Annotated in this window: 15 protein-coding genes; 6 read left to right on the top strand and 9 right to left on the bottom strand. The window is 67.5% G+C overall.

Going from position 1 to position 14,404, the window contains the following annotated elements; genetic code table 11:
• Positions 1 to 360: 360 nt before the first annotated feature.
• Together rarD and HWX22_RS04315 are read right to left on the bottom strand one after the other, a co-directional pair.
• Positions 361 to 1,260: an EamA family transporter RarD gene (gene rarD / locus HWX22_RS04320; protein WP_175908590.1), complete on the bottom strand. Its 900-nt coding sequence runs from the start codon at positions 1,258 to 1,260 to the stop codon at positions 361 to 363.
• A 12-nt stretch (positions 1,261 to 1,272) separates the two neighbouring features.
• Positions 1,273 to 1,569, bottom strand: coding sequence for an acylphosphatase (locus HWX22_RS04315; RefSeq protein WP_059528826.1), 297 nt, complete (start codon positions 1,567 to 1,569; stop codon positions 1,273 to 1,275).
• Between the two features lie 204 nt (positions 1,570 to 1,773).
• Here HWX22_RS04315 and hpnA point away from each other — a divergent pair, with 204 nt between their 5' ends.
• Both hpnA and HWX22_RS04305 read left to right on the top strand, forming a co-directional pair.
• A complete protein-coding gene (gene hpnA, locus HWX22_RS04310; RefSeq protein WP_059528829.1) occupies positions 1,774 to 2,781 on the top strand; it encodes a hopanoid-associated sugar epimerase in 1,008 nt (335 codons plus the stop codon).
• A 108-nt stretch (positions 2,782 to 2,889) separates the two neighbouring features.
• Positions 2,890 to 4,299: a phage tail protein gene (locus HWX22_RS04305; RefSeq protein ID WP_175915103.1), complete on the top strand. Its 1,410-nt coding sequence runs from the start codon at positions 2,890 to 2,892 to the stop codon at positions 4,297 to 4,299.
• Between the two features lie 105 nt (positions 4,300 to 4,404).
• Here HWX22_RS04305 and HWX22_RS04300 read toward each other — a convergent pair whose 3' ends face one another.
• Positions 4,405 to 5,592, bottom strand: coding sequence for a glycosyltransferase (locus HWX22_RS04300; RefSeq protein WP_175908592.1), 1,188 nt, complete (start codon positions 5,590 to 5,592; stop codon positions 4,405 to 4,407).
• 418 nt (positions 5,593 to 6,010) lie between these two features.
• Between HWX22_RS04300 and ispH the strand changes: the two genes are divergently transcribed.
• Positions 6,011 to 6,952, top strand: a complete 942-nt coding sequence (ispH, locus tag HWX22_RS04295) for a 4-hydroxy-3-methylbut-2-enyl diphosphate reductase (protein ID WP_011659818.1) — start codon at positions 6,011 to 6,013, stop codon at positions 6,950 to 6,952.
• A gap of 12 nt (positions 6,953 to 6,964) precedes the next feature.
• A complete protein-coding gene (hpnH, locus tag HWX22_RS04290) occupies positions 6,965 to 8,125 on the top strand; it encodes an adenosyl-hopene transferase HpnH (protein ID WP_059528840.1) in 1,161 nt (386 codons plus the stop codon).
• A gap of 150 nt (positions 8,126 to 8,275) precedes the next feature.
• Here the strand turns inward: hpnH and HWX22_RS04285 are convergent, their stop codons facing one another.
• From HWX22_RS04285 to HWX22_RS04275, 3 genes are all read right to left on the bottom strand, one after another.
• Entirely contained in the window at positions 8,276 to 8,536 is a 261-nt protein-coding gene (locus HWX22_RS04285; protein WP_059815212.1) for a hypothetical protein, read from the bottom strand.
• 180 nt (positions 8,537 to 8,716) lie between these two features.
• Complete coding sequence (locus tag HWX22_RS04280) at positions 8,717 to 9,196, bottom strand: hypothetical protein (protein WP_175915102.1); 480 nt, start codon at positions 9,194 to 9,196, stop codon at positions 8,717 to 8,719.
• Between the two features lie 226 nt (positions 9,197 to 9,422).
• On the bottom strand, positions 9,423 to 9,800 hold the full coding sequence (locus tag HWX22_RS04275; protein WP_059815274.1) for a hypothetical protein: 378 nt from the start codon (positions 9,798 to 9,800) through the stop codon (positions 9,423 to 9,425).
• 495 nt (positions 9,801 to 10,295) lie between these two features.
• Between HWX22_RS04275 and HWX22_RS04270 the strand changes: the two genes are divergently transcribed.
• Positions 10,296 to 10,649 (top strand): DOPA 4,5-dioxygenase family protein, encoded by a 354-nt coding sequence (locus tag HWX22_RS04270; protein ID WP_175915101.1) that lies wholly within the window; start codon positions 10,296 to 10,298, stop codon positions 10,647 to 10,649.
• Between the two features lie 118 nt (positions 10,650 to 10,767).
• The gene (locus tag HWX22_RS04265) at positions 10,768 to 11,199 is read left to right on the top strand and encodes a nuclear transport factor 2 family protein (RefSeq protein ID WP_175915100.1); all 432 of its coding nucleotides are present in this window, start codon (positions 10,768 to 10,770) and stop codon (positions 11,197 to 11,199) included.
• Positions 11,200 to 11,226: 27 nt separating this feature from the next.
• On the opposite strand, the gene HWX22_RS04260 is transcribed toward HWX22_RS04265, so the two are convergent.
• From HWX22_RS04260 to HWX22_RS04250, 3 genes are all read right to left on the bottom strand, one after another.
• Complete coding sequence (locus tag HWX22_RS04260) at positions 11,227 to 11,847, bottom strand: hemolysin III family protein (RefSeq protein ID WP_059448906.1); 621 nt, start codon at positions 11,845 to 11,847, stop codon at positions 11,227 to 11,229.
• A gap of 215 nt (positions 11,848 to 12,062) precedes the next feature.
• Entirely contained in the window at positions 12,063 to 12,269 is a 207-nt protein-coding gene (locus tag HWX22_RS04255) for a YbdD/YjiX family protein (protein ID WP_027781714.1), read from the bottom strand.
• Between the two features lie 12 nt (positions 12,270 to 12,281).
• Complete coding sequence (locus HWX22_RS04250; protein ID WP_175915099.1) at positions 12,282 to 14,360, bottom strand: carbon starvation CstA family protein; 2,079 nt, start codon at positions 14,358 to 14,360, stop codon at positions 12,282 to 12,284.
• Between the last annotated feature and the right edge of the window lie 44 nt (positions 14,361 to 14,404).

Genomic DNA, 14,404 nt, shown 5'->3' with positions numbered 1-14,404 from the left:
CACGCACCGGTGGAAGAATCGGAAGAGAGAAGGCGAACGCGATCAGCGGCGATGCGCGTATGCTCGCATCGCGCCAACCCGGCCGGCCCGGCACGGAAATGACCGTTCATGGAAAAGCCGCATACGAAGAGAAGACGGTCAGGTCAGTCTAGCGGCCGGCCGGGGGATACCCTAAGTAACAAAGTGCAACGGAATCTTCTGTTCGATTACAGGCGTGACGTCGACGATACGAAGCTGGCAAGGCCGCCAGCCGGGCGTCAGCGCGCTGCCAGTTCGACGCCGGCATCGCGAGATTCGACGCAACGCACACGCGATGCGCGGCACGTTCGCAGCCGCCGTCGCGCCGCCGGGCGATGACGCTCAGCCGCGCATCGGCAAGCGCCGCATCAGCATCGCGCTGTGCCACGCGGTCAGCGCGACGGCGGCCCAGATCGGCCCGTACGTCGCGAGCTGCGCGACGCTCAGCGTCTCGCCGAGCAGCAGCAGCGACACCGCGACGAGCAGCACCGGCTCGACGTAGCCGAGGATCCCGAACAGCGCCATCGGCAGCATCCGGCTCGCCTTCAGGTAGCTCGCGAGCGCGAGCGTGCTGAGCACGCCGAGCCCCGGCAGCAGCACGGCCCACAGCAGCGGATGGCTGGCGACCGGCGTCGCGCTTGCCGACACCATCGCGAGCGCGACCGGACACAGCAGCGCGATCTCGAGCGCGAACGCGGCGAGCGAATCGGCGTTGATCCGGCGACGCAGCACGAAATACGGCGGATAGCCGAGCGCGACGACGAGCGTCGGCCACGCGAACGCGCGCGTCGCCCACACCTCGTGCGCGACGCCGAGCGCCGCGCACGCGACCGCCGCCCATTGCAGCGGATCGAGGCGTTCGTGATAGTAGAAGCGGCCGACGAGCACCATCGTCAGCGGCAGCAGGAAATAGCCGAGCGACACTTCGAGCATGCGCCCGTGCAGCGGCGCCCACAGGAACAGCCACAGCTGCAGGCCGAGCAGCGCCGCGCTCGCCGGCAGCGCGATCAGCAGGCGCCAGTCGCGCACGCCGCGCCGCACGAGTTCGACGAGCGCCGGCCAGCGGCCGCGCAGCGCGATCAGCGCGAGCGCGCCCGGCGCGGTCCACAGGATGCGCCACGCGAAGATGTCGAGCCCGGTGAGCGGCGCGAGCAGTTTCGCGTAGGCAGACATCAGCGCGAACAGCGTCGACGCCATCACCGACAGCGCGATGCCGCGACCGGCCTCCGGATACCCCGTCATGTTGTTTTCGCCTTACTGCTGCTGGAAGCGCTCGAAGCGCTTTTCGACCTGACGCTCCTCGAACGTCACCTCGGTCACGTGCGCGGACGGCGGCCCGTGCCGCAGCCAGGCGAGCATCCGGTCGATCTGCGCGCCGGGGCCCTGGATCATCGCCTCGACACTGCCGTCCTCGAGATTCGCGACCCAGCCGCGCAGCTTCAGCGCATGCGCCTCGCGCACCGTTGCGTGACGGAAGCCGACGCCCTGCACGACGCCGCGCACCCGCACGTAGTAGGTCTCGATCCGTTCGTCCAGTTCATTGCGGCTCATCGCGTCGCCCTCCCGTAGCATTCAAGCCCGGCATTGTAGTCGCGTCGGCGGCTTCGCACACGCGCCCGGCAAGCGGGCCGCACGCGGCCGCCGACGCCCGCTGCGGCCGCCGCGCGGCGCTCGCGTCGCCGGGCGCGCCGACCACGTACAATCTCGCCGACGCACAACCGCCGCGCCGCCCGCGCGCGGCCCTGAAGGAAACGCATGACTGATACCTCCCGCGATCTCGTTCTCGTCACCGGCGCGTCCGGTTTCGTCGGCTCGGCCGTCGCACGCATCGCACAGCAGAAAGGCTATGCGGTGCGCGTGCTGGTGCGCCCGACCAGCCCGCGCACGAACGTCGCGGATCTCGACGCTGAAATCGTCACCGGCGACATGCGCGACGAGACGTCGATGCGCGCCGCGCTGCGCGGCGTGCGCTATCTGCTGCACGTGGCGGCCGACTACCGGCTGTGGGCGCCGGATCCGGACGAGATCGAGCGCGCGAACCTCGAAGGCGCGGTCGCGACGATGCGCGCCGCGCGTGCCGAGGGCGTCGAGCGGATCGTCTACACAAGCAGCGTCGCGACGCTGAAGGTCACGAGCGCCGGCGATCCGTCCGACGAGAACCGGCCGCTGACCGCCGAGCAGGCGATCGGCGTGTACAAGCGCAGCAAGGTGCTGGCCGAGCGCGCGGTCGAGCGGATGATCGCCGACGAAGGGCTGCCGGCCGTGATCGTCAACCCGTCGACGCCGATCGGCCCACGCGACGTGAAGCCGACGCCGACCGGCCGCATCATCGTCGAAGCCGCGCTCGGCAAGATTCCCGCGTTCGTCGATACCGGCCTGAACCTCGTGCACGTCGACGACGTCGCGCACGGCCACTTCCTCGCGCTCGAGCGCGGCCGCATCGGCGAGCGCTACATCCTCGGCGGCGAGAACCTGCCGCTGCAGCAGATGCTGGCCGACATCGCGCAGATGACGAACCGCAAGGCGCCGACGATCGCGCTGCCGCGCTGGCCGCTCTACCCGCTCGCGGTCGGTGCGGAGGCCGTCGCGAAGTTCACGAAGAAGGAGCCGTTCGTGACCGTCGATGGCTTGCGGATGTCGAAGAACAAGATGTATTTCACGTCCGCGAAGGCCGAGCGCGAGCTCGGCTACCGCGCGCGTCCGTACCGGGAAGGACTGCGCGACGCGCTGGACTGGTTCGGCTCGGCGGGCTATCTGAAGTAACACAAAGCGGCGTGCTTCACGCCGCTTTGCGCACTTTGTTACACGTCGCTGACGGACCGGCACCGGCGCAGCGGTTAAAATCGCGGGTCTTACGCAGAGAAGACACGCATGAACCTGAACGAACAGATCGATTCGCTCAACGCGGGCGTCGATCGGCTCCTCCACGATCACCACGCCGCGCAGCAGGCGGCACGCAGCGCGGAAGCGTTCGCGCGCGCCGCCGCGGCTGAAGCCCAAGCCGCCGCCGCCCGTCACGCCGCCGCCGAGACCGAAGCACAGGCCGCCGCGCAGCGCCACACGGCCGCAGCCGCCGACGCCGAAGCCGCGCAGCAGCGCCACGCGGACGCCACCGCCGCGGCCGAAGCCGCCGCCCAACGCCACATCGAAGCCACCGCCCAGGCCGAGGCCGCCGTCGAGCGGCACGCCGAGGCGACCGCGCTGACCGAAGCGCTCGCCCAGCGTCACGCGGATGCCGAAGCCGCGTCGCAGCGTCATGCGGCCGCGATCGCCGAAGCCGAGGCCGCCGCGCAGCGTCATCACGCCGCCGCGACCGAAGCGGATGCAGCCGCGCAGCGTCATGCAGCGGCCGCCACGGAAGCCGAAGCCGCCGCGAAGCGCCATGCTGAAGCAACCGCCGAGGCGGAGGCAGCGACGCAGCGTCACGCGGCCGCGATCGCCGAGGCGGAGGCACTCGCGCAGCGTCACACGCAGGCGATCGCCGAAGCGGAAGCCGCCGCGCAGCGCCATGTCGAGGCAACCGCCGAAGCCCAAGCCGTCACGCAGCGTCACACCGAAGCGATCGCGCAAGCCGACGCGGCCGCGCAACGCCACGCGGCGGCGACTGCCGAGGCCGAGGCCGTCGCGCAGCGCCACACCGAAGCGATCGCGCAGGCCGAAGCGGCCGCCGAGCGTCACGCGAAGGCGATCGCCGACGCGGAAGCGCTGGTCGAAGCCGTCGTGAAGGACGCCGCGACGAACGCGGCGGCTGTGGCAGCCGCGCCGGCCGTCGCGGCCGAAGTCGTCGAACCGGTTGTCGAATCCATGGTCGAGCCGGTGGCGCACGCAGCCGTGGCGGTGACCGCCGACGAAGCCGCGGCAGCGCCCGCCGATGCCGGCACCGCCGTCGTCGCGCCGGCCGCCGACACCGCAATCGAAGTCGCCCCCGCTGCCGAAACAGCGGACGCCGTCGCGGACAAGCCGACGCTGCACGTCGCCCGCCCGTCGCAGAACGAACTGACGCTGACCGTCAACGGCCAGTCGATCACGCTGCACCCGGAACAGCTCGGCCAGTTGATCGAGGAACTCGCGCATGCGCGCGCGTCGATGCAGCCGGAACCGCCGCCGGGCATCCCGGCCGGCTGGCGCTTCGTGACGACGAAGAACCCGATGATGGCCGTGCAGAAGCAGTCCAACGGCGACCGCCTGCTGGTCGCGCGCCACACCGGCTACGGCTGGGTGCCGTTCACGTTCTCGCCGGACGTCGTGATCCAGATGTACATGATGCTGACGCAGCGGTAAGCACGTGCGGCGCCGCCGCATATGACAAAGCCCGATCGATTCACAATCGATCGGGCTTTTTGCTTTCCGGAACCCGGAGCAACGACCGGCATTCGCCGGCGTCTGTCAGCGCTCCACTGGCGCCTGCACGCGCGCCTTCCACTGGCCGCCCTTGCCGCGCCAGTAGCGCCACGCGGACGCGAACGTCGCACCGACGTAGAACAGCGCGACGAGCGGCAGCGCCGGCGCCCACAGCGGCGAGCGGCGGTAGTAGCTCAGCATCGGCGCATATGCGGTGCACATCGACGCCCATGCGAGCCACGCCGGCCACGCGCGCGCGCCGTACGCGAGCGCGGCCACGGGCGGCACGAGGTAGATGATCGTCATTCCGAGCAGCGTGCCGGCGAGCAGCAGCGGCGAATAGTGGAGCTGCGTGAACGCGGTGCGCGCGATCATGTTCCAGATGTCGCGCCAGCTGTCGTACGGACGCAGCGACACGCTGCGGTCGGCGAGATCGAGCCGGATCGGATGCCGGCCGCTGCCGCGATGCTTGATCTGCGCGGCGAGACTGCAGTCGTCGATCAGCGCGCCGCGGATCGATTCGATGCCGCCCGCCTCCTCGAGCGCGCTGCGCTTGACCAGCATGCAGCCGCCCGCGGCGCCGGCCGTCCGGTTGCGCGGATTGTTGATCCAAGAGAACGGATAGAGCTTCGCGAAGAAGAACACGAACGCCGGGATCAGCGCCTTTTCCCAGAACGAATCGCAACGCAGCCGCACCATCAGCGACACCAGATCGCGTTGTTCGGCCTGCGCGCGTGTGACGAGCTGGGCGACGGCGTCCGGCGGATGGCCGATGTCGGCATCGGTCAGCAGCAGATAGTCGGCCGGCAGCCCGAGCGTGCGCACCGCGGCGATGCCCTGCGACTGCGCCCATACCTTGCCCGACCACCCCGCCGGCAGCGGTTTCGCGGCCAGCACCGTCAGGCGGTCGGCGCGGTTGATCGCGAGCGCGGCGGCGCGGGCCGCATCGGCGGTGCCGTCGTCGCTGTGGTCGTCGACGATGATCAGATGAAAGTCGCCCGGATAATCCTGCTCGAGCAGCGACGTCGCCGCCCGGGCGATCACGTCGACCTCGTTGCGCGCCGGCACGACCGCGACCACGGCCGGCCAGCCGGCCTCGGCTGCGGCGCCGCGTGCCTCGGGCGGCAGCGCCCGCGCGGGGCGTGCGCGCCAGAAGCCGCCGCGCGCGACGAGCAGCACGATCCAGATCAGCAGCGACAGGCCAGATACCAGGAAGGTAATCGCCAGCATCATCGGCACGCCTCCTGCCGGATGCCGGCGTGAGCAGCATCGGATCGTCCGGTCATAATCGGGGTCTGAGTAAAAACACCCATGACCGCATCGGCGGCAGGGCAATACGCGTAAGAATCGACGGTCATCGAATGGCCTTGAAATGAGCGCGACGCCGGGCAGCCGGACAGGTTGCCCGCGAAACCGCGCAGTTTACCGGGTTCCGCGCGCGCGAGCGCCGACGCGGCTCTGCGGCGGATGCAACACGGCCGATACGGCACCAGAGCAAGGACGGCGCGATAGGGTTAAAATGCGCGATTAATTCGGGGTTCCGGGGCCTGGCCTGGCCGGTTCGTTTCCTGCCTTCATAACATCAAGCCGGGGCGAGCGAGCAGTGCCAGCTCCTCGAACCCCGGCGTCTGTCGTCGGAGTTCGCTCACTTATGCGAGTCATCCTTGCCCAGCCCCGCGGCTTTTGTGCGGGGGTTGTCCGTGCGATCGAGATCGTCGATCGCGCGCTGCAACAGCACGGCGCGCCGGTCTATGTGCGTCATGAGATCGTGCATAACCGGCATGTCGTCGAAAATCTGCGTAATAAAGGGGCACGATTCGTTGAGGAGCTCGACGAGGTGCCGCATGGGGCCGTGGCGATCTTCAGCGCGCACGGTGTCGCCCAGACGGTCGAACGCGACGCCGAAACGCGCGGGCTCGACGTGCTGGACGCAACCTGCCCGCTCGTCACGAAAGTGCACGTGCAGGGCCGCCAGTACGTCGCGGCGGGCCGCCGGCTGATCCTGATCGGCCATGCGGGCCATCCGGAAGTCGAGGGCACGATCGGCCAGATTCCGGCCGAGGTGATCCTCGTGCAGAGCGAGGCAGAAGTCGATACGCTGACGCTGCCGGTCGACACGCCGGTCGCGTACGTCACGCAGACGACGCTGTCGGTCGACGACACGCGCGGCATCATCGAAGCGCTGCAGCGCCGGTTCACCGACATCGTCGGCCCGGACACGCGCGACATCTGCTACGCGACGCAGAACCGCCAGGCCGCCGTGCGCGAGCTGAGCGGCCAGGTCGACGTGCTGCTGGTCGTCGGTGCGACGAACAGCTCGAACTCGAACCGCCTGCGCGAGATCGGCACCGAAAGCGGTGTGCCGAGCTATCTCGTCGCCGACGGCTCGGAAGTGAAGCCCGAATGGTTCGCGGGCGTGCAGACGGTCGGCCTGACCGCCGGCGCGTCGGCACCCGAGGAAATGGTTGAGGATGTAATCGGCGCGCTGCGCGCGCTGGGGCCCGTCGATGTCACGACGATGGCGGGCCGTGAGGAAAAAGTCGAATTCAAGTTGCCGGCGAAGCTTACGCAAGCTGTCGCCCGCGAAGTTTAAGGAGGACAACTCTTGTCTATTCCGCTGCTCCAGCAAGTCCGCGTCGGCGCATACATCATGCGCCAACACCTGTCCGGCAACAAACGCTATCCGCTCGCGCTGATGCTCGAGCCGCTGTTCCGCTGCAACCTCGCCTGTAACGGCTGCGGCAAGATCGACTATCCGGACCCGATCCTGAACCAGCGCCTGTCCGTCGAGGAATGCCTGGAAGCCGTCGACGAGTGCGGCGCGCCCATCGTGTCGATCGCCGGCGGCGAGCCGCTGCTCCACAAGGAGATGCCGGAGATCGTCAAGGGCATCATGAAGCGCAAGAAATTCGTGTACCTGTGCACGAACGCGCTCCTGATGGAAAAGAAGATGGACGACTACCAGCCGAATCCGTACTTCGTCTGGTCGGTCCACCTCGACGGCGACAAGGACATGCACGACCATTCCGTGTCGCAGGAAGGCGTGTACGACAAGGCGGTCGCGGCCATCAAGGAAGCGAAGCGCCGCGGCTTCCGCGTGAACATCAACTGCACGCTGTTCAACGATGCGATCCCTGAGCGCGTCGCGAAGTTCTTCGACACGCTGGGGCCGATCGGCGTCGACGGCATCACCGTGTCGCCGGGCTATGCGTACGAGCGCGCGCCGGATCAGCAGCACTTCCTGAACCGCGACAAGACGAAGAACCTGTTCCGCGAGATCCTGAAGCGCGGCGAAGGCGGCAAGCGCTGGTCGTTCAGCCAGTCGTCGCTGTTCCTCGACTTCCTGGCCGGCAACCAGACGTACAAGTGCACGCCGTGGGGCAACCCGGCGCGTACCGTGTTCGGCTGGCAGAAGCCGTGCTATCTGGTCGGCGAAGGTTACGTGAAGACCTTCAAGGAACTGATGGAAGACACGAACTGGGACAACTACGGCGTCGGCAACTACGAGAAGTGCGCGGACTGCATGGTCCACTGCGGCTTCGAAGCCACCGCCGTGATGGACACGATCGCGCATCCGCTGAAGGCGTTTGCCGTGAGCCGGAAGGGTATCAAGACGGAAGGCGCATTCGCGCCGGACATCTCGATCGCGAAGCAGCGCCCGGCCGAGTATGTGTTCTCGCGCCACGTCGAGATCAAGCTCGAGGAAATCCAGCGCGCCGGCAAGGGCAAGCTGCAGAAGCCGGCGAAGCCGGCAACGGCGGCTTAAGCGCGTATCGCCACGCGGAGGTTCGCGCCTCCGCGTCGGCCCGCATCGAAGAAGCGCCACGGAGTTCGCTCCGTGGCGCTTTTGTTTTGATGGGCGTCGTCGTAGGGCCGCGTGCAGTCGCGCACGCGTGAGCATGCGAATGCCCGCACGCTAGTGTCTCGATTCCGCCGCCGCGATCAGTTGCCATGCGGTCGGCCCGCGATCGAGCAGCGGGTCGGACGGCGGATCGAAATCGTGACGATGCGCGTCGTCGGACGGCAGCGCCTGCGACTTCGCGATGCCGATCTCGTCGCCGCATACGGTGCATCGATAGATGCCCGCAACCGGCGTCTCGCTGCCCGGCGGCAGGTTCTCGTTGAATGCGCGGCCGCTTCCGCACGTGAAGTAGCCACCGATCCTGTATAGCGCCATCGCGCCTCCTGACTGAAACGAATGCATTCGCGGCGACACGCACGATCGCCGCGAACGCGAGGATGGATCGTCATCGACCGAACCCGTTCGGCTCCTGTCGTGACATTGGGCGGCGAGCGTCGCCCCCGGGGAACGGAACGCGCATGAAACGCAGCCAAGGGTCGGTCGCGTTGCCACCGCTCAATGCAGAACGGCCGCTTCCCGCATCCGGGCCGCCGCCTGCGCGACCAGCCCCGGTTGCTCGCTGGACGCGAACGCGCACACGTGGCGCCACAGCTCGGCGAGCCGGTGCCGCGTGAGCGTCGCGACGCACGCGTCGTTCGCCGCGAGCACACGCTCGAGCGCCGCGCACTCGTCGTCGTGCAGCGTCCATGCGCCGCTTTGCTCGGCGCGCGCCATGCTCGCGTCGAGCACGCGCTCCGCGTCGACGCACAGGTCGACGTTCGCATCCGGGGATACCGCATCGTCGAGCGCGAGGAACACCAGATAGACGCTCGTGCGCAGCCGCATCAGCAACGTTTCGCTGCCGTGCTCGCCGCGCAGCGCGACGAGCGCCATGTGGCATTTCAGCGAGATGTCGCGCACATGCGCGGGCGGCAGCGGCAGCAGCCACTCGCGCGTCAACGGCGGGTGGCGACGGCCTTTTCGGGCGGCCTTCATGATCCGCCCTCGCCTGCCGCAACGTCTTCCACGTCGAATGCCGGCCACGCGGTGCGGCACGCGCGGGCACCGCGCCGTGCATCGCGACCGCCGTTCGCGCGGCGCCGCGCGCCGCCGTACACGTCGTCCCGTCGCCGCGTCGCGCACGTCTGGGGCAGCCGGCGGATCGCGGATGCGCGCAACACGGCGGGGAGTCGGTCAAGGCATGCCATGCTCTGCTCCCGCATCAGAACGTGTTCTCGCCCTTCAGGTAGTACGCGGTCTTCACGAAGAACGCCTTCACCGGATGGCCGCTCTGCGCCGCGCTGGCCGCGCGCGCTTCCATCGCGGCCTTCTCCTCGCGCGAGCGGTCAGGCACCGGGTACCTCACGCGTTCGAGCGCACGCTGCATCGCGAGCGGATAGTTCTGGTTGCCGGCTGTCGTCGCACGATAGCCGGCGCGCGTCATCTGCCTCAATTGCACATCGGTTTCGGCACGCGCCGCCGACCAGCTCAACGGCGCGACGTTCGACTGCCACTCAGTATCGACGGACTGCGCGAAGCTCGCGGCGGGCAGCACGGCAAGCGCGCCGGACAGGACAGCAAGGGAAACAACGGATCGCATCATGGCCTCCAGATGGTTGTTTCCGCATCGATCGTCGTCGTCGATGCGGTGCAATCATCGTATGTCGCGTGACCACGCGCTTGAATAGCCGATTCCGCAATTGATATTTTCGGCACCGACGGACGGGGTGCGATCCACGCGATTCGCCAATGCTGCCTGAGCGGAATTTCTTTATTTCATTCAACTACCTGATCGCGTTTTTGCAGACGAATCGACGTGCCGTGTGAATCGCTTTTGCAGTTTTTGAAATGACGTATTGCCGATGCAATTTCGGCCAAAGCCCTGCCCGGCGCGACTTTCGGCGCGATGCCGCACACGCCGGCACAAGCGGGAAACGATTCGACAAATGCGCTCGTTTCCCTGACATACGACAAAACCTCCGCGCCGATTTACCGCGCCGCGAGAAGACGTGTGCGACACGGACGCGCGATAATTGCGCATCGCGCCGTCAATCACGGCGCTTATCCGTTCCCTATTCTTCTCTCGAGTTCCGCCATGGCTGCCATCGACACCACCGCCATCGACAATTGGCACGCACACGTCTACTTCGATGCCGCGAGCCGCGACGCAGCCTGGGCGTTCCGCCTCGTCGTCGAAGAACGGTTCGGCGCGATCATCGAGCTCGGCCGCTTTCACGAGCGCCTCGTCGGCCCGCATCCGGCCTGGTCGTACCAGATCGCGTTCGACGCCGCGCGCTTCAACACCATCGTGCCGTGGCTCATCCTGAATCACGGCGCGCTCGACATCTTCCTGCATCCGAATACCGGCGAAGATCTGCGCGACCATCGCGACAGCGCGGTGTGGATCGGCAAGTCGCATGACCTGAATCTCGGCGCGCTGGCGGGCTGACGAGCCGCACGCGGTCGCGTTCGACATACGCGACATCCACGTTTCGGCCCGAACTGAAACGTCCGGCGGCGCGGCGTCGATACAGTGGTTCCGTTACCCACGTTTGCCGGAACCCGCCATGACACAAGCCGACACCGATGCGCAACGCATCCATCAAGACTGGCACGCCGCCGTCGTCGCGCGCGACCTCGACGCACTGATGTCGCTGTACGCGGACGACGCGATACTCGAAACGCCGCTGATCGTCGTCGCGCTGCCCGATCACGGCTCGGGCGTGCTGCACGGCAAGGCCGCGATCTGCGCGTTCTTCGCGGCGGCCCTGCGCAATCCGGGAAACAAGCTCGGACGCTGGTATCGAACCGGGCTGTTCTTCTCGAACGGCCGGCAACTCACATGGGAATATCCGCGCGAAACGCCGGAAGGCGATCAGGTCGATCTCGTCGAGATGATGGATCTGCGCGACGGGCTGATCGCGCATCACCGCGTCTACTGGGGGTGGGTCGGGTTCATGGCGCTGCGCGGCGCGGCACAGGCGGCCGGGCACGCATGACGCGCGCCGTGCCGCCCGCGTTCACGCTCACGCGACATACATCGCGACGCTGACGAACTGGCACAAGCTGCCGGCCAGCACGAAAAGATGCCAGATACCGTGCCCGTGGCGGATGCGCTCGTCGTTGATGAAGAAGTAGATCCCCGCGCTGTAGATGACGCCGCCGGCCACGAGCCATGCGGCACCCACCGGCGGCAGCGCATGAATCAGCGGGCGGATCGCGACGAGCGCGAGCCAGCCCATCAGCACGTACAGCACCATCGACACGATGCGCGTGCGCCGACCGAGCGTGAGTTCCTGCGCGATCCCGAACGCGGCGAGCCCCCAGCTCACGCCGAACAGCGACCAGCCCCACGGGCCGCGCAGCGTCACGAGCGTAAACGGCGTGTAGCTGCCCGCGATCAGCAGATAGATGGCCGAATGGTCGCACTTCTGCAGGATCGCCTTCAGGCGCGGGTTGCGCACGCTGTGATACGCCGTCGAGATTCCGTAGAGCAGGATCAGCATCGCACCGTACACGCTGAAGCTCACGATCTTGTAGGGATCGCGGTCGAGCGCGCCCATCGTCACCAGCGCGACCAACCCTGCCACCGACAGCACCGCGCCGACGAGATGGGAAATGCTGTTGAAACGCTCACCGACATGCACGACGGGTTCTCCTGCGCGGATTCTTCGGGGAAAGAGGATGCCTCATATGATACCGACGCCCGGACTTTGCCGCGCTGGACGAAGTCAAACGCCGCAGTGACGGGCGCCTCGCGCGCACCGCACCGGCACGCCAAAGAAAAAGCGCCGCGAATGTCTTCGCGGCGCTTCCCGGTCCGTCACTTGACCGCCTCACCGGCCGGCTGCGCCGGCCCGGTTCAGCAACACTTCCCTGCCCCCGACCCGTACCGCGCATTCTGACGCTCGCGGAAGAATTCCTCGTACGTCATCGGCTCGCGGTCCGGATGGGTTTCGCGCATGTGCGCGACATAGGTGTCGTAGTCGGGCAGGCCGACCATCAGCCGCAACGCCTGCCCGAGGTAACGCCCCGCACTGCGCAGGTCGCTGCCGAGATCGGTGAACATCGCGGCCTCCCGTTATCGTCCGCTGCCGAGCGCCTGCGCGGCCGGCATCGCTTCGTACGGCGTCTCGCGCACGGTCGGGTTCGACTCGCGACGCGCGCGCAGCACGGCGAGCAGGCCGTACCCCGCGATCGCCACGACGACGAAGATGAACAGGCCGGCCAGCGCCGCATCGATGTAGTCGTTGAAGATGATCCGCTGCATCTGCGCGATCGACTTGGCCGGCGCGAGCACCTTGCCTTCGTCCACCGCGGCCTGCAGCTTCGCCGCGTGCGCGAGGAAGCTGACCTTCGGATTCGAATCGAAGATCTTCTGCCAGCCGGCCGTCAGCGTGCAGATCAGCAGCCATGCGGTCGGCACGATCGTCACCCATGCGTAGCGCTCGCGCTTCATCTTGAACAGCACGACGGTGCCGAGCACCAGTGCGATCGCGGCGAGCATCTGGTTCGAGATCCCGAACAACGGCCACAGCGTGTTGATGCCGCCGAGCGGATCGACCACGCCCTGATACAGGAAATAGCCCCACGCGGCCACGCACAGCGCGGTGGCGACAAGGTTCGCCGGCAGCGACTCGGTGCGCTTGAGCGCCGGGTGGAACGTGCCGAGCAGGTCCTGCAGCATGAAGCGGCCCGCGCGCGTGCCGGCATCGACGGCCGTCAGGATGAACAGCGCCTCGAACAGGATCGCGAAGTGATACCAGAACGCCATCATCGCTTCGCCGCCGATCACCTGGTGCAGGATGTGCGCCATGCCGACGGCCAGCGTCGGTGCGCCGCCCGCGCGCGCGATGATCGTCGTTTCGCCCACGGCCTTCGCGGTCTGCGTGAGCATGTCGGGCGTCAGCACGAAGCCCCATTGCGTAACCGTATTCGCGACGGCTTCAGGCGTCGAGCCGAGCACGGCCGCCGGCGCGTTCATCGCGAAGTAGATGCCCGGTTCGATCACGCACGCGGCGACCAGCGCCATGATCGCGACGAACGATTCCATCAGCATCGCGCCGTAACCGATGAAGCGCGCGTTGGTTTCGTTGTCGATCAGCTTCGGCGTCGTGCCCGACGAGATCAGCGCGTGGAACCCCGACACCGCGCCGCATGCGATCGTGATGAACAGGAACGGGAACAGGTTGCCCGACCACACCGGGCCCGTGCCGTCGACGAACTTCGTCAGCGCGGGCATCTTCAGTTCCGGCGCGACGACCAGGATGCCGATCGCGAGGCCGAGGATCGTGCCGATCTTCAGGAACGTGGACAGGTAGTCGCGCGGCGCGAGCAGCAGCCACACCGGCAGCACCGATGCGACGAAGCCGTAGCCGATCAGGATCCACGTAAGCTGCGTGCCGCTGAAGGTGAACCATGCGGCAAGCGCCGGCGAATCGTGCACGGTCTGGCCGAACGCGATCGACGCCATCAGCAGCACGAAGCCGATGATCGACACTTCGCCGATGCGGCCCGGACGAATGTAGCGCGTGTAGACGCCCATGAACAGCGCAATCGGAATCGTCGCGGCGACGGTGAACGTGCCCCACGGCGAATTCGTCAGCGCCTTCACGACGATCAGCGCGAGCACCGCGAGGATGATCACCATGATCAGGAATGCGCCGAACAGCGCGATCACGCCGGGCACCGTGCCGAGCTCCATCTTGACGAGGTCGCCGAGCGAACGGCCGTCGCGGCGCGTCGAGATGAACAGCACGATGAAGTCCTGCACCGCGCCCGCGAACACGACACCGGCCAGGATCCACAGCATGCCCGGCGTGTAGCCCATCTGCGCTGCGAGCACGGGCCCGACGAGCGGCCCGGCGCCGGCGATCGCGGCGAAGTGATGGCCGAACAGCACGTACTTGTTGGTCGGCACGTAGTCGAGGCCGTCGTTGTGCCGGACGGCCGGCGTCATCCGCAGCCCGTCGAGCTGCATGACTTTGCTGGCGATGAAACGGCTGTAGAAGCGATACGCGATCAGATATACGCAGACTGCGGCGATCACGATCCAGAGCGCGCTGACGCGTTCGCCGTGCGCAAGTGCGATCGTCCCGAACGCGAACGCGCCGAGCAGCGCGACCGCGATCCAGAGCAGGGTACTGGAAGCCCGATTCATGGCGTCTCCTGGTCTCCAATGTGGTTTTGAGTGGATCCGGCGAG

The organism is Burkholderia sp. BCC1638, from assembly GCF_902833195.1.
Classification (GTDB): domain Bacteria; phylum Pseudomonadota; class Gammaproteobacteria; order Burkholderiales; family Burkholderiaceae; genus Burkholderia; species Burkholderia diffusa.
Note: the sequence above shows the minus strand (reverse complement) of the source record. Positions and strands in the feature narration are given on the sequence as shown.

Excerpts from the sequence above, each read along its gene's own strand:
- HWX22_RS04265 (WP_175915100.1), top strand. The coding sequence starts at position 10,768 with ATGACACAAGCCGACACCGATGCGCAACGCATCCATCAAGACTGGCAC.
- ispH (WP_011659818.1), top strand. The coding sequence starts at position 6,011 with ATGCGAGTCATCCTTGCCCAGCCCCGCGGCTTTTGTGCGGGGGTTGTC.
- HWX22_RS04275 (WP_059815274.1), bottom strand. The coding sequence starts at position 9,800 with ATGCGATCCGTTGTTTCCCTTGCTGTCCTGTCCGGCGCGCTTGCCGTG.
- HWX22_RS04255 (WP_027781714.1), bottom strand. The coding sequence starts at position 12,269 with ATGTTCACCGATCTCGGCAGCGACCTGCGCAGTGCGGGGCGTTACCTC.
- HWX22_RS04315 (WP_059528826.1), bottom strand. The coding sequence starts at position 1,569 with ATGAGCCGCAATGAACTGGACGAACGGATCGAGACCTACTACGTGCGG.
- HWX22_RS04250 (WP_175915099.1), bottom strand. The coding sequence starts at position 14,360 with ATGAATCGGGCTTCCAGTACCCTGCTCTGGATCGCGGTCGCGCTGCTC.
- HWX22_RS04285 (WP_059815212.1), bottom strand. The coding sequence starts at position 8,536 with ATGGCGCTATACAGGATCGGTGGCTACTTCACGTGCGGAAGCGGCCGC.
- hpnA (WP_059528829.1), top strand. The coding sequence starts at position 1,774 with ATGACTGATACCTCCCGCGATCTCGTTCTCGTCACCGGCGCGTCCGGT.
- HWX22_RS04305 (WP_175915103.1), top strand. The coding sequence starts at position 2,890 with ATGAACCTGAACGAACAGATCGATTCGCTCAACGCGGGCGTCGATCGG.
- rarD (WP_175908590.1), bottom strand. The coding sequence starts at position 1,260 with ATGACGGGGTATCCGGAGGCCGGTCGCGGCATCGCGCTGTCGGTGATG.
- HWX22_RS04280 (WP_175915102.1), bottom strand. The coding sequence starts at position 9,196 with ATGAAGGCCGCCCGAAAAGGCCGTCGCCACCCGCCGTTGACGCGCGAG.
- HWX22_RS04270 (WP_175915101.1), top strand. The coding sequence starts at position 10,296 with ATGGCTGCCATCGACACCACCGCCATCGACAATTGGCACGCACACGTC.
- HWX22_RS04300 (WP_175908592.1), bottom strand. The coding sequence starts at position 5,592 with ATGATGCTGGCGATTACCTTCCTGGTATCTGGCCTGTCGCTGCTGATC.